Source organism: Burkholderia sp. Z1, assembly GCF_014893795.1.
In the GTDB taxonomy this organism is placed as follows: domain Bacteria; phylum Pseudomonadota; class Gammaproteobacteria; order Burkholderiales; family Burkholderiaceae; genus Burkholderia; species Burkholderia theae.
Genome location: NZ_JACFYL010000002.1, coordinates 3,302,260 through 3,323,952 on the forward strand (window position 1 = coordinate 3,302,260; position 21,693 = coordinate 3,323,952).

Below are 21,693 nucleotides of genomic sequence, written 5' to 3' on the forward strand. Positions count from 1 at the left end.
CCCTCCTTGTCGATGGACATGACGCGGCCGCCGGGCAGGGTCCCGGTGTCGCGGATTCGGCGCTCAGTGCGCGCCGGACGGTGAAGCGCCGTCGAACAGCTGGACACGCAGCGCCTGCAGGCGCTGCGCGATGACGGTCTGTTGCTGGTCGGGATCGGGAATGCTCGCCTGAACCTGCCGGACGACATCGCGGCTCTGCTGTTCGTACGCGAGATAACGCGGGTCCTGCGCCGGCGACGGGCCGACCGTCTGCTGCGCATACGCATCCCATTGCGCGCGCATCGACTGGAGCGCCGCGCCGCGTGTCGCGGGATCGGATTCGGTATCCGTCAGCAGCGCCGCGCTGAGCGCTTCGGCCTGCACGGGCACGATCTCGTTGCGCGCGACATGGTCGGGCAGCTCGTCGAGAATCCGGTGCGCAAGCGCGGCGCGCTCGGCTTGCGGCAGGCTGTTGCGGCGATCGCCGTAGGCGGCGACTTCGTCGCGGAACCGCGCGAACGCGACGATGCGCTTCACTTCGGCGTCCGCGTCGGGCCGGCTCGCAAGGCTGCGGCGCAGCGCGTCGACGTCGAGCCGCCGTTCTTCGGGCCCCGGTGTCGCGGCCCCGGTGCCGAATGCATCGGCCGCGACGGACTGCACGCTCGCCGTCGTGCCCGGTGCGCCGGATGACGCAGCCTCGGCCGGTGTCGCCGCTTCATATCGCCAGATCGCGACGGCCGCCACGCCGATCGCCACGATCGCGCCCGTACGCCGCCAGAGTGCCCTGTTCTTCTTCACGTCGCCTCCTCGTCACGTCATGCCGTTCTTCGCCGGTGCATCCGCGAGTAGGTTCTAGGTCGAATCCGGCACGCAGTCAAAAGCGGCGCTAGAACGCAGGCACTAAACCCGCGCGTAACGGCCTTGGCTGGAAAAACGTTTGAAACGCTTTTCGTGGCCGCTCACGCGAACGCGCAACCTCGCGCGCCACGCCCGTCCGGCGGCGCTTCGGGCCGACACGTACCGCGCGCGTCGCGACACCAAGCAAACCGCGGTCCAGCCGCGCGGCGCACGCCGGCCGTGCCTCCGCGTGGCCGATACGGATGGCCGGATCGGACCCGTCGAACGACCCGCTGAGCGCTTGGTCGGCATTTTGGCCAGCCCTATGCTGATTTCCGACACGCGCCGAACGGTCGGCGCGCCGCCCCCTGAACCAGCCGAGCCCGTTCAATGAGCCGTGCAGACCTCCCGCATCGCGCACCCGCCGCCGTCCACGACTATCCCACCTATCGCAACGCGCTCGCGGGCCACCGGCTCCCCGCCGCGTTCGTCGATCTCGATTGCCTCGACGCGAACCTCGCCGACCTGAAGCGCCGTGCACGCGGCCGGCCGATCCGGCTCGCGACGAAGTCGGTGCGCTCGCGTGAAGTGATCGGCGCGGTGCTGGCCGCCGGCCCGTTCATGCAGGGGCTGCTGTGCTATTCGGCCGCGGAAGCCGCGTGGCTCGCGGACGGCGACTTCGACGACATCGTCGTCGCGTATCCGACCGTCGAACCCGACGACCTGCGCGCGGTGGCCGCGCAACTCAGGCGGGGCCGCTCGATCACGCTGATGGTCGACGACAACGCACAGGTCGATGCAATCGACCGGATTGCACACGAGGAACGCGTGACGATCCCGCTCGCGATCGATCTCGACATGTCGTCGGCATACCCGGGCCTGTACTTCGGCATGTACCGCTCGCCGGTGCGCGACGCCGCAAGCGCACTCGCGCTCGCGAACCGCATCGGCCAGCGGCAACACGTCCGGCTCGACGGGCTGATGGGCTACGAAGGACAGATCGCCGGCGTCGCGGATACCGAGCCGGGCGGCGGCATGCGCAACGCGCTGGTGCGCTACCTGAAGCGGCGTTCGGCGCGCGAGATCAACGCGCGCCGCCACGCGGCCGTGCAGGCGCTCGCGGCCGCCGGCCACACGCTGCGCTTCGTGAACGGCGGCGGCACCGGCAGCTTCGAGAGCACGCTCGGCGACGCGTCAGTCACCGAGCTCGCGGCCGGCTCCGGCCTCTACGCGCCGGCGCTGTTCGATCACTACGCGGCGTTCCATGCGCAACCGGCCGCCGGCTTCGCGCTGCCGGTCGTGCGGATGCCGCAGGCGGGCATCGTGACCTGTTCGGGCGGCGGTTATATCGCGTCCGGCCCGGCCGGCAAGAGCCGCCTGCCGCGGCCGTGGCTGCCGGCCGGCTGCACGCTGATCGGCAACGAGGGCGCGGGCGAGGTGCAGACGCCCGTGCGCGTGCCGCACGGCGTCGCGCCGGCGATCGGAGAGCCGATCCTGTTCCGCCACGCGAAGGCCGGCGAACTGTGCGAGCGCTTCAACACGCTGCTGCTGATCCGCGGCGGCCGTGTGGTCGGCGAGGCGCCCACCTATCGCGGCGAAGGCAAGAGCTTTTTCTAACGGGCCGCACGGCCCGTCATTCAAACCTTTCGACCCATTCAAACGACAACCACGGAGACAACGCCATGTGGCGCAACTGGTCGGGATATGTCTGCAGTCCTGATGCAACCGTATCGACGCCTTCGTCGCGCGCCGGGCTCGCGGCCGTGCTGCGCGACGCCGCGGCTGCCGGCGCCACCGTGCGCGCGGCCGGCGCCGGTCATTCGTTCTCGCCGCTCGTGCAGACCGACGACGTGATCCTGTCGCTCGACGCGATGCAGGGCGTGATCGACGTCGACCGCGACCGGCGCGTCGCGCGCGTGCATGCCGGCACGCGGCTGTGGGCGCTGGGCCCCGCGCTCGCCGCGCACGGCCTCGCGATGGAGAACCTCGGCGACATCAACGTGCAGTCGATCGCCGGCGCGACCAGCACCGGCACGCACGGCACCGGCATCACGCTCGGCAACCTGTCGACGCAGATCGACAGCCTGACGTTCATGTGCGCGGACGGCAGCGAGATCCGCGCAACGGCCGACACGCATCCCGAGCTGTTCGCGGGCGGCCGGATCGGGCTCGGCGCGCTCGGCGTGCTGACCGAGATCGGCCTGCGCCTCGTGCCCGCGTTCCGGCTGCGCCTCGAGCGCGGCGGCATGCGGCTCGACGACTGCCTCGCGCAAACGGACGCGCTGATCGCGAAGCACCGCTCGTTCGAGTTCTACTGGTTCCCGCATACGGACACCGTGCTGACCAAGGCATGGGACATGACCGACGAGCCGGCCGACGCCGTGCACTGGGCGAGCCGCGCGTCCGAGTCGTTCCTCGAGAACACCGTGTTCGGCGCGCTGTGCGGGCTCGGCAAGCGCGTGCCGTCGCTGTGCCCGGCGCTGAGCCGGCTGTGCGCGTCGACCGTGTCGGCCGGCCGGCACGTGGATGCGAGTTACGCGATGCTGTCGACGGTGCGTCGCGTGCGCTTCAACGAAATGGAATGGTCGGTGCCGGCCGAGCGCGGCGCCGACGCGCTGCGGGAAATCCGCACGTTCATCGCACGCCGCAGCTTCCCGCTGATGTTCCCGATCGAATACCGCTGGGTGCGCGGCGACGACATCTGGCTGAGCCCCGACTACGGGCGCGACAGCGTGCGCATCTCGGTACACCAGTATCGCGGGATGCCGTTCGACGCGTACTTCTCGGGCGTGCAGGCGATCTGCCGCAATCACGGCGGGCGGCCGCACTGGGGCAAGGTGCATGCGCTGAAAGCCGCCGAGCTCGCGGCGTGCTACCCACACTGGGACGATTTCCTCGCGCTGCGCGAACGGATGGACCCGCACGGCCGCTTCCTGACGCCGTACCTGCGCACGCTGTTCGGCCTGCGGCAGCGCGCAACCGCCGCCGCTGCGACGGCCGGCCGAGGGACACACCCGATGCCCGAAACGGCCCGCGTCGAGCAAGATCGGCCGCGATCCAACCAGGAGGCCTCATGACCAATGCCACCCTGCGCGTGACCGCGCAGTCGCGTCCCGATCCGTCGACCGGCGCCGTCGTCCGCCTCGCGCTCGCGTTCGCGGCGGCCACCAACGGCCTGATCCTGTCACCGTTCCTCGTCGCGGCCGTGATGACGCGCTTCCGGCTCGACGAAGGCACCGCGACCGCGCTCGTCAGCGCCGAGATCCTCGGCATCGCGATCAGCTGCGCGCTGCTGTCGCACCGGATCGCACGCGCCGCGCGGCCGTTCACGCTAGCCGGCGTGGCCGGCACGATCGCGGGCCAGGCGCTCAGCGCGATCGCGCCCGGCCTCGTGTCGGCGGCCGCCGCGCGCGGGATGACGGGGCTGTTCGAAGGGATGCTGTTCGTGGTCGTCGCATCCGGCGTGTCGCAGCGCGCGTCGACCGACCGCCTGTGGGGGCAAATCAACCTGCTCGCGGGCGGCATCAACGGCGGCATCCTCGTGCTGATCTCCGCGCTGCCGGCCGCGTGGCTCGGGCGCTGGGTGTTCGCGCTGCTGGCGGCCGTCGTCGCCGTGCTGGCGCCCGCGATCCGCGGCATCGATGCGTTCGCGAGCGCGCAGTCGCAGGCCCGCGCGCGCGGCCATGCGCTGCCGTGGCGGCCGGTCATTGCGATCTGGGTCGTGACCGCGCTCGTCTATGGCGTGCAGGCGTCGCAGTGGGCAATCGCCGGCTTCGTCGGCGAGCGGGCCGGGTTGTCGCCGACGACGATCGGCGTGCTGCTGTCGGTGTCGTCGCTGCTCGGCTTCGTCGGCGCGGCGATTCCGTCGCATCCGGCCAGCCACAAGCACCGCCTCGCGCTGATCTGGGCCGCACAGCTCGCGATGATCGCGTCGATCGAATGGTTCTTCGGCGCGCGCGGCGGCCATGCGTACTTCCTGAGCCAGTTCGTGCTGAACAGCGCGTTCTTCGTGATCGTGCCGTTCCTCACCGGCATGCTGTCCGACGTCGACCCGGACGGCTCGCTGGTCGCACGCACGCTCGTCGTCACGTTCTTCGCGGCCGGCATCGGCACCGCGCTGTCCGGCGCGCTGCTCGACCGCTTCGGCGGCACCCGCGTCGCGCACGTGCTGTGCGTGGCCGTGCTGGCCGCGGCGCCGTTCGTGCGGCTCGCGCTGCGCCGCGCGGCGCCCGGCACCGTGGCCCGCGCATCGCCCTGACCGCACTGCGTCATGCACTGGCCGCGACGCACCACGAGATTGGCCGCCGCGGCCTTGGCCCGTAAAAATTTGGCTTCCTACAGTCGTTTCCGGCGGTGCGATGCCGCCCGCCCCTTGTTCCATCCGGAGTCCCGAATGAATCGTCCCGAAAGCGTTCGCGTGGCGTGCTGCGCGATGATGGTCCTGGCCGGTACCGGCGCGCACGCGCAAAGCAACGTGACGCTCTACGGCGTGATCGACGCGGGCATCCGCTACGAAACGCATGGCGTGTCCTACGGCGCCGACGGCACCCCGGTATCGACCGGCCGCAAGATCTCGATGGCCGACGGCGGCGGCCTGACCGAAAGCTACTGGGGCCTCAAAGGCAACGAAGACCTGGGCGGCGGGCTGTCCGCGCAATTCAACATCGAGAGCCACTTCGGCCCGAACAGCGGCAGCATCGTGCCGGCCGGCTCGCCGAACTTCTTCCAGGTCGCGTACGTGGGGCTGACGTCGACGTCGCTCGGCCAGCTCTCGCTCGGCCGTCAATACAACGTGCCGTTCGAGATGGTGTCGCTGACCTACGGCTCGAACCTGTGGGCCGGCCCGCAGGACCCGTACTTCAACCTGTTCAAGCCCGAGCAGACGATGCTCGCGGCCGCGCGCACCAGCAACATGATTCAGTACGGCGCGCAGCTCGGCAGCCTGTACCTGCTCGCGCAGTACGCGCCGGGCGGCCATGCGGGCGGCGGCGTGCTCGGCAGCCAGCTCGGCGGGGCCGTCGCGTACGCGCCGGACAAGGGGCCGTTCACGGTCGGCGCATCGTTCATGCGCAGCTGGGACGACGTCACGCACGGGAAATTCGACGTCTACGGCGGCGGCGGCTCGGTGACGCTCGGCAACGCGACCGTCAACGCCGGTTATATCGAGAACGCGCGCGACAACGACTTCACGTCGTTCGAGAACGGCCCGTTCAGCCCGACCGACCTCGCGGGGCTCGGCATCATCTCGCCCGCGCAGGTGGTCGACCCGACGGTGCCCGGCGGGTTCCGCCGCCGCAAGATGGCGCTCGCGGGGCTGACGTACCGCTTCACGCCGGCGTTCACGGCGGCCGTCAATGCCTGGTGGACCACGCAGTCCGGCTATACGTCGGACTTCGACGGCCGCGCGCGCCAGTTCCAGGTGATCGCCGGCTACAACCTGTCGAAGCGCAGCATGCTCTACGCGGAAGTCGACTACGCGATCTACCGCGGCGGGCTGATCGGCGCGCAGCTCGTCGGCGTGAACGGGCAATCGCCGAGCACCAGCACCACGCAGCTCGGCGCGACGATCGGGCTGCGCCACTACTTCTGAAGCGGGGTCGTATGGCATGTGGCCGATAACGGCCGGGGCGGCACCCCGGCCGGGCGGGACGAGTACAATCCGTGGAAAAAAACACGGAGCATCCATGGACGATACCGCCCGTTATACGACGGCGAATCTGCCGGTCCATTTACTGCGGTGCCTCGCGGAGACAAGCAAGGAACTGGGCATCGATCCCGTGCGGCTGTGCCTCGGGCTCGGCTTCGACGTCGCCGACCTGTCGAATCCGTCGTGCCGGATTTCGTTGCGTCAGGCGAGCACGATGATCCGGCGCGCGCTCGAGATGGCGCCGGGGCGGGCGCTCGGCCTCGAACTCGGCACCAGCGAGACGATCGCGTCGATCGGGCTGGTCGGTTACGCGATGCTGACGAGTCCCACGCTGAAGGACGCGATCACGGTCGGCCTCGAACTGCAGCGCCACACGGGGCCGCTGATGCGCTTCGACCTGGTGTCGGACGCGCGCTCGCTGTCGATCCGCGCGACCAACGTCTTCCTCGAACCGGACATCGAGGCGTTCCTCGTCGAGGAAGCGTTCGGCAGCTTCATGAAGATCGGGCGCTCGCTCGCCGGCCCCGCGTTCCAGCCGAAGGTCATCGATCTCAGCTACCCGCCGCCGGCTTACGCGGACCAGTACGCACGCGTTTTTCCGTGCCCGGTGCGCTTCGAACAGGAGCAGAACCTGCTGACGTGCGACGCGTCGCTCGGCCATCGCGCGATCGCGACGCACGATCCGCTCGCGCATCGCCAGGTACTCGAATTCCTGCAGGACGCGCTGCCGCCCGAACCCGAGGGCACCGAGTTTCTCGAATCGATCGAACGGATCATGCGGCGCGACCTGCGCCATACGCCGTCGCTCGCGGCGATCGCCGCGCAGCTGTGCATGAGCGAGCGCACGCTGCGACGGCGGCTGGCCGACCAGGGCGTGTCATACCAGACGGTGATCGACACGATCCGCCGCAAGCGCGCGTTCACGCTGCTGAGCAACCCGCGGCTGTCGATCGAGGATGTCGCACACGAAGTCGGGTTCAGCGACGCGCACAACTTCCGGCGCGCGTTCAAGCGCTGGACGGGGCACGGGCCGCGCGAAGGGCAGCGCACGCCGTTGTAACGGCGGCCCACGCGGGGGCCGTTACGCCGCGCCCGCCAGCGAACGATCGAGCGCGACGAGCGTCTGGTACAGCACGCGCGTGCCGTCGAGCAGCTGCTGCGGCTCGATCCACTCCTCCGGGCAATGGCTGCGGCCGCCCAGGCACGGAATGAAGATCATCCCGATCGGCCCCGTCGGCGCGACGTACACGGCATCGTGCCCCGCGCCGCTCGGCAGGCGCATGCTCGGATAACCGAGCTGCGTGGCCGCCTGCTCGACCGCGTCCATCACGAGCGGCTGGCAGTCGGTCGGCCGCGCGCGGCTCACGTGCTCCGCGTGCGCGCTCAACCGCAACGCGTCGAGCCGCGCGGCCGCACCGGCCAGCAGCGCCTCGGGGAACGCGTCGAGCACCGCGTCGCTGTCGCTGCGCACTTCCAGCATCAGCTCGACCTGGCCCGGCACCGCGTTCGGCACGTTCGGCGTCATCGCGATCCGCCCGATCGTCGCCACGACGTAGTGCGGATTGCCCGACAGCGCCGACGCGCGCGCATGCGCGGCCTCGATCAGGTGCGCGGCGCCGACGAGCGCGTCGCGGCGGATATCCATCGGCGTCGTGCCCGCATGGTCGGGCTGCCCGGTCACCGTGATCAGCACGCGCCGGATGCCGACGATGTTGGTCACGACGCCGATCGGCAAGCCGCGCGTTTCCAGCACGGGCCCCTGCTCGATATGCAGCTCGACGAACGCGGCCGTGCTGCCCGGCGCGCGCAGCGGTTCGCGCAGCGCGTCCGGGTTGCCGCCGATGCGCCGCAACGCTTCGGCGAGCGTTTCGCCTTCGGCGTTGGTCGCGCGCAGCATGCCGGCATCGAGCACGCCCGACAGCGCGCGGCTGCCGACGCACGAGATGCCGTAGTCGCTCGGTTCCTCGGACAGGAAGTCGATCACCTCGAACGGATGGTCGAGCACGATCCCCTGCTCGTTCAGCGTATGCGCGACCTCGATGCCGGCCAGCACGCCGATGATGCCGTCGAAGCGGCCGCCGCCGACGACCGTGTCGCAATGCGACCCCGTGACGAGCGGCTTGGTGCGGCGCCCGCTGCCTTCGCGACGGCCGATCAGGTTGCCGCCCGCGTCCATCGATACCGCGAGCCCGGCTTCGGCGAACTGCGCGGCGAGCCACGCGCGCGCTTCGGTGAACAGCGGCGAGAACGCGCGGCGCGTCCACGGGACGTCGGGCCGCGTGAAGCGCGCGAGTTGCTCGACGCGCGCGTTCAGGCGTTCGGCGTTCAGGGGCGGAAAGACCGTCGGATTCATGCGTGCTCCGTTTGCGTGGCGATCGGCCGGCTGCCGTGCGGCCTCAGGAAGCGGCCCGAGCCTGCCGGATTGACGATGCGTGCGCCGTCGTACACGAGCGCGCCGCGACAGTAGGTGGCGGCGACGCGCACCGTGAATTCCATGCCCTCGAACGCGCTCCACTGCACGGCCGACAGGCTGTGCGACGGATCGAACGCGTAACGCTCGGGCGTGAGGATCACGAAATCCGCGTCGGCGCCGACGTCGAGCGACCCCTTGCGATCGTCGAGCAGGAAGTGCCGCGCCGGGTTCGTCGCCAGTAGCTCGGCCACGCGCGTCGGCGCGACGCCATGCTGCTCGCAGCCGGTCCAGAATGCCGGCAGCAGCGTTTCGAGGCCAGGGCCGCCCGACGCGTTACGGAACACGTTGGCGTCGCCCTTGCGTTCGAGCCCCCAGCTCACGTGATCCGACGACACGAACGTGCACTCGCCGCGTGCGATATGCGTCCACAGCAGTTCCTGCTCGGCGCGCGGGCGAATCGGCGGGTAGTGCTTCGTCTTCGCGCCGAAGCGCTTCGTATGCGTTTCGTGATCGAGCATCAGGTACTGCACGCAGGTCTCGATGCTCGCGCGATGGCCGGCCTGCCGGAACATGTTGCACAGCTCGAAGCCGCGCGACGTCGACACGTGCACCGCGTGCGCGCGGGCGCCCGTCTCCGCGCCGATCTCGTAGATCAGCGCGGTCGCGAGGTTCTCGATCAGCGGCGGATGCGCGCGCAGGAACGCGTCCCAGCCCGTGTCGCCGGCCTCGATCATCCGCGTGATGTTCTTGCGCGTCAGGTCCTGCATCTGGTTATGCACGCCGCACGCGAGGCCCGACGGCGCGATCAGCCGGAACGCGTCGTACAGCACGTCCTCCTCGACCCGCGGGAACCGGCCGGGCGTTGCCTCGAACGTCGAGAACTTGAACGCGCAGACGCCGCCGTCGATCAGCCCGGCCGCCGCTTCGAGGCCGTGCTTCGCGTTGAGCGTGCCGTACAGCGCGACGTCGACGTGGCAATCGCGCTCGGCCTCCGCGATCTTGCGGTCGAGCTGCGCGCGTGACGCGACGGGTTCCGGATCGTCGTACGGCATGTCGACCATCACCGTCACGCCGCCCGCGGCCGCCGCGCGCGACGCATGGCCCAGCCCTTCCTGGTTCGCCTGGCTGGCCGCATGCACCTGCCCGTCGACGACGCCCGGCAGCACCCACTGCCCGCGCGCATCGATCGTGTCGCGTGCCGCCGGCGGCACGCCCGCGCCGCGCGCGGCGATCCGGCCGCCCCGGATCGCAAGCCAGCCGTCGTCGACCACCTCGCGTGCGTCGACCAACCGGCCGCGCACCACCTGCTCGAATTCGCTCATCTGCGCCTCCTGCTTTTTTGATCACGAGCAGTTTAGGCAGCGCTCTGCCAGAATGTCTCATGCCGATTTATCGCCCCCACATAACATGGAGTTAAGGCTGTGCGTCTGAACCTGCGCCAGATCGAAGTGTTTCGCGCCATCATGCTGACCGGCTCGATCAGCGGCGCCGCGAAGCTGCTGCACGTGTCGCAGCCGGCGGTGTCCCGGCTCATTTCGTATGCGGAGCAGCGGCTCGGTCTCGCGCTGTTCGAGCGCATCAAGGGGCGGCTCTATCCGACGCCGGAAGCGCAGCGGCTGTTCGTCGAAGTCAACGCGGTGTACCAGGGCGTGCAGCGCGTCAACGAAATCGCGGAAGACCTGATCGAGAACCGGATGGGCCACCTGCGCATCGCGTGCAGCCCCAATCTCGGGCAATCGCTGCTGCCGCGCGCGATCGCGGCGTTCTACGAGCGTTTTCCCGACGTGCGCATCATCCTGCACACGATGATCCCGAGCGTGCTGCTGCAGGCCGTGCTCACGCAGCAGGTCGAGCTCGGCATCGCGTTCCTGCAGGACACGCACCCGAACGTCGAGAGCCGGCACCTCTACGAAAACCGGATGGTCGCGGCCGTGCCCGCGTCGCACCCGTTCGCGCGGCGCAAGACGCTGGCCGTGCGCGATCTCGCGAACCAGCCGCTGATCGGTTATGGCAGCGACATTCCGCTCGGGCAACTGGTGCGGCGGCTGTTCAGCGACGAAGGCCTGGTGCCGCAGGTCAGGGTCGAAGTGCAGCAGGCGCACGTCGCGTGCGCGCTCGCGCAGGCCGGCACCGGCATCGCGCTGATCGACGAACTGACGGTCGCAGGCCCCGTGTGGCCGCAGATCGTCGTGAAGCCGATCGTGCCGACCATCGCCGCGCCGGTCAGCGTGCTGCACCCCGTGCTCGCCCCGCTGTCGCGCCTCGCGCACGAGTTCATCGACACGCTGCATGCGCTTTCCGCGGACGCATGAATTGCGGCGTTAACACGCCATCACGGGATTACCCTAGCCTTAACATCGCGTTATGAAGTCTCCATAAAATAGCAATAACGCTCAATATTCGGCGTCCCTAGAATCGTTTGGACAGTACCGCCACACAAGGCTTTCCGCCTGGCGCGTACGGCCTTTTTCCCCTCTCAGGACAAACGACACATGGGACGCATTCTGTCTTCGAAGGACGTCGAAGCCGCCGTCAAGGGCGGCTCGGTTTTCGCATGCGGCGGCGGCGGCTGGGCCGACCACGGCCGTGAACTCGGCACGCTCGCGGTCACGATCGGCCGCCCCGAACTGGTGACCATCGACGAATTGCCGGACGACGCGTGGATCGCCACGGCCGCCGCGATCGGCGCGCCGGGCGGCCTCACTGACTGGCAAATGCTCGGCGCCGATTACGTGAAGGCCGCGCAGCTCGTGCAGGAAGCACTGGGTGCGCCGCTCGCGGGGCTCATCATCGGGCAGAACGGGATGTCGAGCACGCTGAACGCGTGGCTGCCGTCCGCGCTGCTCGGCACCAAGGTGGTCGACGCGGTGGGCGACATCCGCGCGCATCCGACCGGCGACATGGGCTCGCTCGGCCTCGCGTCGAGCACGGCGCCGATGATCCAGGCGGCAGCCGGCGGCAACCGCGCGCAGCATGCGTACATGGAAGTGGTCGTGCGCGGCGCGACCGCGAGAGTGTCGCCGGTGCTGCGCAAGGCAGCCGACATGGCCGGCGGCTTCATCGCGAGCTGCCGCAACCCGATTCGCGCGTCGTACGTGCGCCAGCATGCGGCGCTCGGCGGCATCAGCCGCGCGCTCGCGCTCGGCGAGGCGATCATCGACGCCGAACGGCGCGGCGGCAGCGCGGTGATCGATGCGATCTGCGCGGCCACACACGGCGAGATCATCGCGAGCGGCAAGGTCGAGCGCAACACGCTCGAATACACGCGCGAGGCGTTCGACGTCGGCCTCGTCTACATCGGCAGCGGCGCGCAGCGCGCGGTCATTCATGTGATGAACGAGCACATGGCGGTGGACGACGCGCACGGCGAACGGATCGCGACCTACCCCGACGTCATCACGACGCTCGACAACGAAGGCCGCCCCGTCAGCGCCGGGCAGTTGAAGGAAGGGATGGAGATCCACGTGCTGCGGGTGGCGAAAGCGCATATTCCGCTGTCGTCGTCGGTGTTCGATCCGGCGGTCTATCCGCCGGTCGAAGCGGCGCTCGGCATCTCGATCGCCAACTACGCGCTCGCGCGCTGACCGGAGGGCGACACCATGACCCGCACCTTCGAAGTCACGTCCGGCAACACGCTGCGCTGCAAGGGTTGGCGCCAGGAAGCGCTGCTGCGCCTGCTCGAGAACGTGCTCGCCGTCGGCGAGGACCCCGAACAATTGATCGTCTACGCAGCGCTCGGCCGCGCGGCGCGCGACTGGCCGTCGCACGACGCGATCGTGCACACGCTGAAGACGATGGACGAGGACCACACGCTCGTCGTCCAGTCCGGCAAGCCCGTCGCGCTGCTGCGCACGCATGCGAGCGCGCCGCTCGTCGTGATGGCGAACTGCAACCTGATCGGCCAGTGGGCGAAAGCCGAGCACTTCTACGAACTGGAACGGCGCAACCTGATCTGCTGGGGCGGGCTGACGGCCGGCGACTGGCAGTACATCGGCTCGCAGGGCGTGATCCAGGGCACCTACGAGATCTTCTCGCGGATCGCCGAGCGCCACTTCGACAACGACCTGCGTGGGCGCTTCATCCTGACCGCCGGCCTCGGCGGGATGGGTGGCGCGCAACCGCTCGCGGGCCGGATGGCCAACGCGGCGACGCTCGTCGTCGAGATCGACCAGACGCGCATCGACAAGCGGCTGCAGATCGGTTTTCTCGAACGGCAGGCGCGCGATCTCGACGAGGCGCTCGCGCTGATCCGCGACGCGCAGGCGCGGCGCGAGCCGATCTCGGTCGGCCTGCTCGGCAACGCGGCCGACGTGTTCCCGGCGATCCTCGTGCGCGGCGTCGTGCCCGACATCGTCACCGACCAGACGGCCGCGCACGATCTCGTGTACGGCTACGTGCCGTCCGGTTACACGCTCGACGAAGTGCGCGCGCTGCGCGACCGCGACCGCACGCGGCTGATGGATGCGAGCCGCGCGTCGATCGTGCGACACGTCGAGGCGATGCTCGGCTTCAAGGATCGCGGCGCGATCGTGTTCGACAACGGCAACCTGATCCGCACGCATGCGAAGGACGGCGGCGTGGCGCGCGCGTTCGAGATCCCGGTGTTCACCGAGGCGTTCCTGCGCCCGTTGTTCTGCCGCGCGATCGGCCCGTTCCGCTGGATCGCGCTGTCGAACGACCCGAACGACATCCGCGTCATCGACGACTACCTGCTCGCGCACTTCCCGGACAACCGGATCGTCACGAACTGGATCCAGCGCGCGCGCGAATGCGTGCCGTTCGAAGGCCTGCCCGCGCGGATCGCGTGGCTCGGCCACGGCGAGCGCACGCGGCTCGCGCTCGCGGTCAACGCGATGGTGCGCGACGGCGTGCTGGCCGGGCCGGTCGCGTTCACGCGCGACCACCTCGACGCCGGTGCGATGGCGCACCCGAACATCATGACCGAGAACCTGCGCGACGGCTCCGATGCGGTGGCCGACTGGCCGCTGCTGAACGCGATGATGAGCTGTTCGTCGATGGCCGATCTCGTCGCGATCCATTCGGGCGGCGGCGGTTACAGCGGCTACATGACGAGCGCGGGCATCACCGTGGTCGCCGACGGCAGCGCGGCGGCAAACGAGCGGCTGACGCTGTCGATGACCAACGACACCGCGCTCGGCGTGATCCGCTATGCGGACGCCGGCTACGAAGAAGCGCTCGATGAAGCGGAACGCAAGCAGATTCCGCATATCCGGCTGTAAGGCCGCCCCGCACGACGACAGGAGATCGAAGTGAAGCAAACCGCGGTTCCCCTCGACACGGCCACGGCCGTGTCGCCCCCTGCCACACGTGCCGGGCGCGCCATCGCCGCGGCCTCGATCGGCAACGCGCTGGAGTGGTACGACTTTTCCGTCTACGCGTTCTTTGCCGTGTACATCGCGCAGAACTTCTTCCATCGCGGCGACACGGGCACCGAGCTGGTCGAGGCGTTCATGGCGTTCGGGATCGGCTTCATCGCACGGCCGCTCGGCGCGCTCGCGATCGGCGTGTACGGCGATCGCGCGGGCCGCAAGGCCGCGCTCACGCTGACCATCCTCGTGATGGCGGCCGGCACGGCCATCATCGCGTTCGCGCCGCCGTTCACCGCGATCGGCGTCGGCGCGCCGCTGCTGATCCTGTGCGGCCGCCTGCTGCAGGGCTTCTCGGCCGGCGGTGAAGTGGGCGGCGCGGCGGCGTTCCTGATCGAGCACGCGCCGGCGGACCGCAAGGGCCGTTACGCGTCGTGGCTGCAGGCCAGCATGGCCGCGTCGAACATCCTCGGCGCGCTGGTCGCCACCGGCGTGACGCTCACGCTGTCGCACGAACAGATCGGTGACTGGGGCTGGCGGATTCCGTTCATCCTCGGTCTCGCGATCGCGCCGGTCGGCCTGTGGCTGCGCAAGACGCTCGACGAAACGCCGCATTTCCGCGCGGAGATGGCGCGTGCCGCGCGCGCGCCGGCCGAGCGCAAAACGCCGCTGCTGCAGGTCGTGCGCGACTATCCGCGTGCGCTCGTGGTGGGTACCGGGTTCTCGGTATTGTGGGCCGTCTGCGTGTATGCGCTGGTGATCTACATGCCGACGCACGTGCAGCGCGCGCTGCACTTCGACGGGCGCGACGCGTTCATCGCGTCGCTGGTCGGCAACTGCCTGATGGCCGTCACCTGCGTGTGCGCGGGCAGCTGGTCGGATCGCTTCGGCCGGCGCAAGGTGCTCACGGCCGGCGCGCTGCTGATGCTCGTGTCGGTGTATCCGCTGCTGCGCTGGCTCGCCGACGTGCACACGCTCGCCGCGCTGATCACGGTGCAGAGCGCGTTCTGCGTGATGGTCGCGATCTTCACGGGCGTCGCGCCGGCCGCGTTGTCGGAGCTGTTCCCGACCCGCGTGCGCGCGACCGGCATGTCCCTGTCCTACAACATCGCCACGACGATCTTCGGCGGCTTCGCGCCCGCGATCCTCGCGTGGCTCACGCAACGGTCCGGCAACCCATTCGCGCCTGCCTGGTATGTGATGGTCGCGAGCGTCATCGCGCTCGCGTCGATCGCCGCGCTGTCTTCCACGTCACGTCACGCCTGAAATCGGAGAACTGCTTCATGCAACGCTTCCTCATGCGGAGCGCGATCGCGCTCGCGCTTTTCGCCGCCGTCCCGGCCTTCGCGGACGTCACGCTCGACGGCCGGTCCGTCACGCCCGAATCGATCGCGCGCATCGCCGACGGCGAAGCCGTGTCGATCGCGCCCGCCGCCCGCCAGCGGGTCGTCGCCGCGCACGACGTGCTGCTGAAGGCCGCCGCGGCCGGCCAGCAGATCTACGGGCTGACGGTCGGCGTCGGCCTCAATAAAGACCGCGAGATGGTCGATGCGCACGGCAAGCTGTCGCAGGAGGTCATCGACGCGTCGACGCGCTTCAACATCGGGCTGATCCATGCGCATTCGGGCAGCGTCGGCCCCGACATGAGCGTGCGTGTGGCCCGCGCCGCGATGGCCGCGCGCCTGAACGCGATGCTCGACGGCGGCGCCGGCGTGCAACCGGCGATCGTCGACGCGTACGCACAGTTCCTCAATCGCGGCGTCACACCGGCGATGCCGGCGGACGGCTCGATCGGCGAGGCCGACATCACGATCCTGAGCCATGTCGGCCTCGCGATGCTCGGCGAAGGCGACGTGTATTACCAGGGCCGCAAGCTCGCGGCCGCCGACGCGCTGAAGTCGGCCGGCATCGCGACGATCCATCCGTACGGCAAGGACGCGCTCGCGATCCTCAGTTCCAACGCGTATTCGGCCGGCATGGCGGCGCTGGCGCTCACCGACATGGCGCGCCTCGCGCAGGTGTCGAAGCTCGTGTTCGCGCTGAGCCTGCAAGGGCTGAACGGTAATGTGTCGCCGTTCCGCGAGGACACGCTGGCGCTGCGGCCGTTCCCGGCCACGCTGCGCGCCGGCGCGGCGCTGCGCACGCTGCTCGCGGGCAGCAGCCTGTGGAACAAGGACGCGGAGCGGCCGCTGCAGGATCCGCTCAGCTTCCGTTCCGGCGTCTACCTGCTCGGCGAAGAGGATCGCACCTACGACGAGGCGCGCGCGTTGCTGCAGGTCCAGCTCAATTCGAGCGACGACAATCCGGGCGTCGCGGTCGGCGTCACGCCGAAGTCGAACCGCGCGCAGGATGCGGCCGGTTATGTCGACGGCGGCGGCGCGGTGCTGCCCAGCGCGAACTTCGAGCCGCTGCCGTGGGTGCTCGCGTTCGAACAGCTCGGGCTCGCGCTCGGCCACAACGCACTCGCGTCCGCGCAGCGCATCGTCAAGCTGAACGACCCGCACCTCACCGGCCTCTCGCGCTTCCTCGGCACCGAGGAAACCGTGCATGCGTTCGGTGCGATGGAGAAGCCGCCGACCGCGCTCGCGATGACGGTGAAGTCGCTCGCGATGCCCGTGTCGCTCGATTACCTGCCGGTGGCCGGCGGCATCGAGGACATCGCGACGAACGCGCCCGACGTCGTGCAGCGCGTGCAGAAACAGATCGACGCGAGCTACACGCTGCTCGGCCTCGAACTCATCGAAGCCGCGCAGGCGATCGACCTGCGCCAGCGCAAGCAGCCGTCGTTCACGCTCGCGCCGGCCACGCAACCGCTGTACCGCGCGCTGCGCACGAAGGTCGCGTTCCTCGAGCGCGACCGCCCGCTCACGCCCGACTTCCGGGCCGCCGATACGTTGCTGCGCGCGTATCGCGACTGAGCGACAGCGGCACAACACACTCCCTTCGTTTCACCGTTTTCCCGCCGCTGCGATCGTCGCCCGATCGCGGCGCGGGGGACGCACGTCCGCATGCAACCGGATCGACCCACCGTTCGCCGTCTTTCACCCACACCGCACCGGAACACCACCATGAAAAAACTCCTGTTCGCGCTGCCGCTCGCCGCGGCCGCCACCGCCCACGCGCAAAGCAGCGTCACGCTGTACGGCATCGTCGAGGATGGCGTCGACTACGTGTCGAACGTGCAGGGCAAGCATCTCGTACAGCTCGCATCGGGCGTGACGGCCGGCAGCCGCTGGGGCGTGCGCGGCACCGAGGATCTCGGCGGGGGCCTGAGCGCGATCTTCCGGCTCGAAAGCGGCTTCGACATCAACTCCGGCCGGCTCGGCAGCGGGCTCGCGTTCTCGCGTAATGCCTACGTCGGCCTGAACGACACGAAGCTCGGCACGCTCACGCTCGGCCGCCAGTGGGATTCGATCGTCGACTACGTCGAGCCGTTCACGCTGAACGGCAACATCGGCGGCTACTACTTCGCGCACCCGAACGACATGGACAACACCGACAACGGCTTCCCGATCTCGAACGCGGTCAAGTACCGCAGCCCGACGATCGCGGGTTTCACGTTCGGCGGCCTCTATGCGTTCGGCGGGCAGCCGGGCCGGTTCTCCGACAACGCGACGTTCAGCGTCGGTGCGAACTATGCGGCGGGGCCGATCGGCGTCGGCATCGGTTATCTGCGGATCAACAACCCGGGCGTGTCGACGCAGGGATATCAAAACTATCCGGGCTTCACGAACGCGATCTACGGCAACTACCTCGATGCGGCGCGTGCGCAGAAGGTGTTCGGCGTCGGCGCGTCGTACCAGGTCGTGCAGTGGCTCAAGCTGCTGGCCGACTTCACGAACACGAACTTCCAGCAAGGCAGCGCGGGGCACGACGCGACGTTCCAGAACTACGAGCTGTCGACGCTCATCACGCCGACGCCCGCGGTGACGGTCGGCGCGGGCTACACGTACACGACGGGCCGCGACCACGCGACGAACGCGGAGCCGAAGTATCACCAGTTCAACCTGAGCGTCGAATACGCGCTGTCCAAGCGCACGAGCGTCTATGTGATGGGTGCGTTCCAGAAGGCGGCGGGCGATGCACCGGTTGCGCAGATCGCGGGTTTCAATCCGTCGAGCAACCAGAAGCAGGCAGTCGGGCGCGCGGGTATCCGGCACGTGTTCTGACGTTCCCGGCGGCTGACGGCTGGGCGTGGCGCCCGCCGTCGGCCGTTCCGTTCGCCTTCGCTTCCTTTATACGATTCGATCAGTATGCCTATTCATTCAATCCGGAATGCCGGCCGGCGGCGACGCCTTCTGTCGACCCTCGGCGCATCGCTGATCGCGTGCACGATCGCCGACGACGTCGCGGCCCAGTCGTCCGTCTCGCTGTACGGGCTGACCGACGTTTATGTCGGCACGCAAAAGAGTCTCGGCAAGCCGCGCGCGGTTGCGATGAATTCGGGCGGCTTCACGACGAGCTTCTGGGGAATCGGCGGCCGCGAGGATCTCGGCGGCGGCTACGTGCTGCAGTTCGCGCTCGAGGCGTTCATGCGCCCGTCGAACGGCGGCGCCGGCCGCTTCAGCGGCGATACGTTCCTCGGTCGCAACGCGTATGTCGGCGTTTCCACACCGTACGGCGTGCTGCGCGCGGGACGCAACACCACGCCGTATTACATCTCCGTCGTGCGCTTCAACCCGTTCTCGACGTCGTTCGGTTTTTCGCCGGCGCTGAACCAGGTGTACAAGGGCGTCGCGGGGCAAGGCCTCGTCGGCGACAACGGCTGGAGCAATTCGGTGCTGGTTACGACACCCGCCGAGCATGCGCTGCAGGCAAGCCTGATCTATGCGACGGGCAACGAACCCGGCCACACCGGCGCGAACCAGTGGGGCGGCAGCGTCACCTATGACCGGCAACGCACATTCAGCGCGACGCTTGCGTTCCAGCAGGCGCGCTACGACCGGACGCCGGGCGACCTGACCGCATCGATCGCCGGCTTCACGCAGCAGGACGCCGTGCTGGCCGGCGTCGGCTACGACCTGAAGTTCGTGAAGTTCACCGCGCTCTACCAGTACGTGCACGACGCGATCGACAGCGGCGGGCTCGGCACGCATAGCGGCCAGGTGGGCGCGGCCGTGCCGCTCGGCTTCGGCACGCTGCTCGCGTCGGTGATGGCCGCGAAAAGCCACGGGCGCGACCGCCCGTCGAGAACGACCTGGGCGGTCGGCTACGACTACCGGCTGTCGAAACGAACCGACGTCTACGTCGCGTTCATGCGCGATCGCGCGAGCGGAGTTGGGAATGGCGATTCGGCGGGGCTCGGCCTGCGCACCGCATTCTGAGTTCGCGCGCGGTGCGCGCTCAAGCGTCGACTTCCGCGTGCAGCAGCAACACCGCGTCGCGCTTCTCCAGCAGATGGCGCCGCAGGATCGCCGCGAGCGCCTTGCCGTCGCGCGCCTCCAACGCCTTGATCATCTCCTCGTGATCGTGCACCGCGCGATCCCACTTCTCGACGTGCTGGTTCGAGCGGAACCGCATCGACATGATCCGGCGGTTGATCGCCTGGTACGTGCCACGCAGCGCCGAATTGCGCGCGGCCTCGTTGATGCGGTCGTGGATTTCCTGGTTGCGGCTGTAATAGCCGGGCAGGTCGTTCTGCATCCGGCACGCGAGCATCGAATAGTGCAGCGCCTTGATCTCCGCGAGCTCGGCCGGCGTGATCCGCTCGCAGGCCAGCTCGCCTGAGAACGCCTCCAGCCCCGACATCAGCTCGAACGTCTCGCGGATCTCCGATTCGCTCATCCGGTACACGCTCGCGCCGCGGTTCGGCGACAGCACGAGCAGCCCCTCGGCCGCCAGCACCTTGAACGCCTCGCGCAGCGGCGTGCGCGAGATGCCGAGCGTCTCGCACAGCTCGCGCTCGTTCAGCCGCATGCCCGGCGTGAGCACGCCTTCCACGATGAATTTGCGCAGGTGCTCGACCACCGTGTCGTGCAGCCGCTGCCGCTCCAGTTTCGGCAATGCCGGCGCGCCGCCGACATGCTCCAGATCATTCAAATCTTGCATGCAAAGTCCTTCCCTCTTGCTTCACGCGATTCTACTGCAACTCGCCCGACCCGAATATCACCCCGCCAACGCCGGGTAAACACCGGCATTTTCGGCGAAATCAGCGCTTGGTTTCTCGGCGATCGCTCTGCTAAAGTATTTTGCATGCAAAATTCAAAATGCAACCAAGGAGACAGAACGACCATGCTGCACCTCGACTTTCATCCGTCCGGCCGCCACTTCCTGCAGATTCCGGGGCCGAGCCCGGTGCCCGACCGCATCCTGCGGGCGATGAGCTATCCGACCATCGACCACCGTGGCCCCGAATTCGGCGCGCTCGGCCTCAAGGTGCTCGCCGACATCAAGAAGATCTTCAAGACCACGCAGCCGGTGATCATCTATCCGGCGTCGGGCACCGGCGCGTGGGAAGCCGCGCTGACCAACACGCTGAGCGCCGGCGACACCGTGCTGATGTTCGAGACGGGCCACTTCGCGACGCTGTGGAAGAAGATGGCCGAGGCGCTCGGCCTGAAGCCCGAATTCCTCGGCCTGCCCGGCATCGAAGGCTGGCGCCGTGGCGTGCAGCCCGACATGATCGAAGCGCGCCTGCGCGCCGACACCGCGCACGACATCAAGGCCGTGTGCGTGGTGCACAACGAGACGTCCACCGGCGTCACGTCCGATATCGCTGCGGTGCGCCGCGCGATCGACGCGGCCGGGCACCCGGCGCTGCTGATGGTCGACACGATCTCGGGGCTCGCGTCCGCCGACTACCGCCATGACGAATGGGGCGTCGACGTGACGGTATCGGGTTCGCAGAAAGGGCTGATGCTGCCGCCGGGCATCAGCTTCAACGCGGTGTCGCCGAAGGCGCTCGCGGCGAGCGAGCACGCGAAGCTGCCGCGCGCGTTCTGGGGCTGGCACGAGATCATCGAAGCGAACAAGACCGGTTACTGGCCGTACACGCCGAACACCAACCTGCTGTACGGGCTGGCCGAAGCGCTCGACATGATCCTCGGCGAAGGGCTCGACGCCGTGTTCGCGCGCCACCAGCGGCTCGCGGAAGCGACGCGCCGCGCGGTGCGCGCATGGGGCCTCGAGATCCAGTGCGCGGACCCGGCCGTCTACAGCCCCGTGCTGACCGGCGTGATGATGCCCGACGGCGTCGACGCGGACGCCGTGCGCAAGCTCATCTACGAACGCTTCGACATGTCGCTCGGGCAGGCGCTCGGCAAGCTGCGCGGCAAGATGTTCCGGATCGGCCATCTCGGGGACTGCAACGACCTCACGCTGATGGCCACGCTCGCCGGCTGCGAGATGGGGCTGAAGCTCGCCGGCGTGCCGGTCGCCGCGAGCGGGGTCGTCGCGGCGATGGACACCCTCGCGTCGAACACGCACACGCCCGCCCTGCGCGCGGCGGCCTGATCGCATGTCCCGGCGGCACGCCGCCGGCCTCTCGCCCG

Annotated in this window: 17 protein-coding genes; 13 read left to right on the forward strand and 4 right to left on the reverse strand. The window is 69.1% G+C overall.

Going from position 1 to position 21,693, the window contains the following annotated elements; translation table 11 throughout:
* Nucleotides 1-63 precede the first annotated feature (63 nt).
* The gene (plcR, locus tag H3H55_RS31645; protein WP_193101807.1) at nucleotides 64-777 is read right to left on the reverse strand and encodes a phospholipase C accessory protein PlcR; all 714 of its coding nucleotides are present in this window, start codon (nucleotides 775-777) and stop codon (nucleotides 64-66) included.
* Between the two features lie 429 nt (nucleotides 778-1,206).
* On the opposite strand from plcR, the gene H3H55_RS31650 reads away from it, so the two are divergent.
* The 5 genes from H3H55_RS31650 to H3H55_RS31670 all read left to right on the forward strand — a co-directional run bounded on the left by H3H55_RS31650 (nucleotide 1,207) and on the right by H3H55_RS31670 (nucleotide 7,523).
* Nucleotides 1,207-2,433: an amino acid deaminase/aldolase gene (locus tag H3H55_RS31650; RefSeq protein ID WP_193101809.1), complete on the forward strand. Its 1,227-nt coding sequence runs from the start codon at nucleotides 1,207-1,209 to the stop codon at nucleotides 2,431-2,433.
* Nucleotides 2,434-2,498: 65 nt separating this feature from the next.
* The gene (locus tag H3H55_RS31655) at nucleotides 2,499-3,893 is read left to right on the forward strand and encodes a D-arabinono-1,4-lactone oxidase (protein WP_193101810.1); all 1,395 of its coding nucleotides are present in this window, start codon (nucleotides 2,499-2,501) and stop codon (nucleotides 3,891-3,893) included.
* Nucleotides 3,890-5,074, forward strand: a complete 1,185-nt coding sequence (locus H3H55_RS31660) for an MFS transporter (RefSeq protein ID WP_193101812.1) — start codon at nucleotides 3,890-3,892, stop codon at nucleotides 5,072-5,074. Before H3H55_RS31655 ends, H3H55_RS31660 begins: the two co-directional genes overlap by 4 nt.
* A 135-nt stretch (nucleotides 5,075-5,209) precedes the next feature.
* Nucleotides 5,210-6,406, forward strand: coding sequence for a porin (locus H3H55_RS31665; RefSeq protein ID WP_193101813.1), 1,197 nt, complete (start codon nucleotides 5,210-5,212; stop codon nucleotides 6,404-6,406).
* Nucleotides 6,407-6,500: 94 nt separating this feature from the next.
* The gene (locus H3H55_RS31670) at nucleotides 6,501-7,523 is read left to right on the forward strand and encodes an AraC family transcriptional regulator (protein ID WP_129516235.1); all 1,023 of its coding nucleotides are present in this window, start codon (nucleotides 6,501-6,503) and stop codon (nucleotides 7,521-7,523) included.
* A 21-nt stretch (nucleotides 7,524-7,544) separates the two neighbouring features.
* Here H3H55_RS31670 and H3H55_RS31675 read toward each other — a convergent pair whose 3' ends face one another.
* The gene (locus tag H3H55_RS31675) at nucleotides 7,545-8,816 is read right to left on the reverse strand and encodes a Zn-dependent hydrolase (RefSeq protein ID WP_129516234.1); all 1,272 of its coding nucleotides are present in this window, start codon (nucleotides 8,814-8,816) and stop codon (nucleotides 7,545-7,547) included.
* Entirely contained in the window at nucleotides 8,813-10,198 is a 1,386-nt protein-coding gene (locus tag H3H55_RS31680) for a dihydroorotase (RefSeq protein ID WP_193101821.1), read from the reverse strand. The genes H3H55_RS31675 and H3H55_RS31680 overlap by 4 nt, the downstream gene beginning before the upstream one ends.
* 99 nt (nucleotides 10,199-10,297) lie before the next feature.
* On the opposite strand from H3H55_RS31680, the gene H3H55_RS31685 reads away from it, so the two are divergent.
* The 7 genes from H3H55_RS31685 to H3H55_RS31715 all read left to right on the forward strand — a co-directional run bounded on the left by H3H55_RS31685 (nucleotide 10,298) and on the right by H3H55_RS31715 (nucleotide 19,527).
* Nucleotides 10,298-11,188 (forward strand): LysR family transcriptional regulator, encoded by an 891-nt coding sequence (locus tag H3H55_RS31685; RefSeq protein ID WP_193101823.1) that lies wholly within the window; start codon nucleotides 10,298-10,300, stop codon nucleotides 11,186-11,188.
* A gap of 180 nt (nucleotides 11,189-11,368) precedes the next feature.
* Nucleotides 11,369-12,460: a DUF917 domain-containing protein gene (locus H3H55_RS31690; RefSeq protein ID WP_193101825.1), complete on the forward strand. Its 1,092-nt coding sequence runs from the start codon at nucleotides 11,369-11,371 to the stop codon at nucleotides 12,458-12,460.
* 15 nt (nucleotides 12,461-12,475) lie between these two features.
* The gene (locus H3H55_RS31695; RefSeq protein WP_193101827.1) at nucleotides 12,476-14,116 is read left to right on the forward strand and encodes a urocanate hydratase; all 1,641 of its coding nucleotides are present in this window, start codon (nucleotides 12,476-12,478) and stop codon (nucleotides 14,114-14,116) included.
* A gap of 30 nt (nucleotides 14,117-14,146) precedes the next feature.
* On the forward strand, nucleotides 14,147-15,469 hold the full coding sequence (locus H3H55_RS31700; RefSeq protein WP_193101829.1) for an MFS transporter: 1,323 nt from the start codon (nucleotides 14,147-14,149) through the stop codon (nucleotides 15,467-15,469).
* Nucleotides 15,470-15,486: 17 nt separating this feature from the next.
* On the forward strand, nucleotides 15,487-17,121 hold the full coding sequence (locus H3H55_RS31705) for an HAL/PAL/TAL family ammonia-lyase (RefSeq protein WP_193101831.1): 1,635 nt from the start codon (nucleotides 15,487-15,489) through the stop codon (nucleotides 17,119-17,121).
* A 150-nt stretch (nucleotides 17,122-17,271) separates the two neighbouring features.
* Nucleotides 17,272-18,372: a porin gene (locus H3H55_RS31710; protein WP_193101833.1), complete on the forward strand. Its 1,101-nt coding sequence runs from the start codon at nucleotides 17,272-17,274 to the stop codon at nucleotides 18,370-18,372.
* Nucleotides 18,373-18,456: 84 nt separating this feature from the next.
* Complete coding sequence (locus H3H55_RS31715) at nucleotides 18,457-19,527, forward strand: porin (protein WP_193101834.1); 1,071 nt, start codon at nucleotides 18,457-18,459, stop codon at nucleotides 19,525-19,527.
* 19 nt (nucleotides 19,528-19,546) lie between these two features.
* On the opposite strand, the gene H3H55_RS31720 is transcribed toward H3H55_RS31715, so the two are convergent.
* Entirely contained in the window at nucleotides 19,547-20,251 is a 705-nt protein-coding gene (locus H3H55_RS31720) for a GntR family transcriptional regulator (RefSeq protein ID WP_129516227.1), read from the reverse strand.
* 183 nt (nucleotides 20,252-20,434) lie between these two features.
* Here H3H55_RS31720 and H3H55_RS31725 point away from each other — a divergent pair, with 183 nt between their 5' ends.
* A complete protein-coding gene (locus H3H55_RS31725) occupies nucleotides 20,435-21,655 on the forward strand; it encodes a pyridoxal-phosphate-dependent aminotransferase family protein (protein WP_129516226.1) in 1,221 nt (406 codons plus the stop codon).
* Nucleotides 21,656-21,693 lie beyond the last annotated feature (38 nt).

What these genes read in the sequence shown, in the direction of transcription:
- H3H55_RS31650 (WP_193101809.1), top strand. Translation starts at nt 1,207, where the DNA reads ATGAGCCGTGCAGACCTCCCGCATCGCGCACCCGCCGCCGTCCACGAC.
- H3H55_RS31655 (WP_193101810.1), top strand. Translation starts at nt 2,499, where the DNA reads ATGTGGCGCAACTGGTCGGGATATGTCTGCAGTCCTGATGCAACCGTA.
- H3H55_RS31660 (WP_193101812.1), top strand. Translation starts at nt 3,890, where the DNA reads ATGACCAATGCCACCCTGCGCGTGACCGCGCAGTCGCGTCCCGATCCG.
- H3H55_RS31665 (WP_193101813.1), top strand. Translation starts at nt 5,210, where the DNA reads ATGAATCGTCCCGAAAGCGTTCGCGTGGCGTGCTGCGCGATGATGGTC.
- H3H55_RS31670 (WP_129516235.1), top strand. Translation starts at nt 6,501, where the DNA reads ATGGACGATACCGCCCGTTATACGACGGCGAATCTGCCGGTCCATTTA.
- H3H55_RS31675 (WP_129516234.1), bottom strand. Translation starts at nt 8,816, where the DNA reads ATGAATCCGACGGTCTTTCCGCCCCTGAACGCCGAACGCCTGAACGCG.
- H3H55_RS31680 (WP_193101821.1), bottom strand. Translation starts at nt 10,198, where the DNA reads ATGAGCGAATTCGAGCAGGTGGTGCGCGGCCGGTTGGTCGACGCACGC.
- H3H55_RS31690 (WP_193101825.1), top strand. Translation starts at nt 11,369, where the DNA reads ATGGGACGCATTCTGTCTTCGAAGGACGTCGAAGCCGCCGTCAAGGGC.
- H3H55_RS31695 (WP_193101827.1), top strand. Translation starts at nt 12,476, where the DNA reads ATGACCCGCACCTTCGAAGTCACGTCCGGCAACACGCTGCGCTGCAAG.
- H3H55_RS31705 (WP_193101831.1), top strand. Translation starts at nt 15,487, where the DNA reads ATGCAACGCTTCCTCATGCGGAGCGCGATCGCGCTCGCGCTTTTCGCC.
- H3H55_RS31710 (WP_193101833.1), top strand. Translation starts at nt 17,272, where the DNA reads ATGAAAAAACTCCTGTTCGCGCTGCCGCTCGCCGCGGCCGCCACCGCC.
- H3H55_RS31715 (WP_193101834.1), top strand. Translation starts at nt 18,457, where the DNA reads ATGCCTATTCATTCAATCCGGAATGCCGGCCGGCGGCGACGCCTTCTG.
- H3H55_RS31720 (WP_129516227.1), bottom strand. Translation starts at nt 20,251, where the DNA reads ATGCAAGATTTGAATGATCTGGAGCATGTCGGCGGCGCGCCGGCATTG.
- H3H55_RS31725 (WP_129516226.1), top strand. Translation starts at nt 20,435, where the DNA reads ATGCTGCACCTCGACTTTCATCCGTCCGGCCGCCACTTCCTGCAGATT.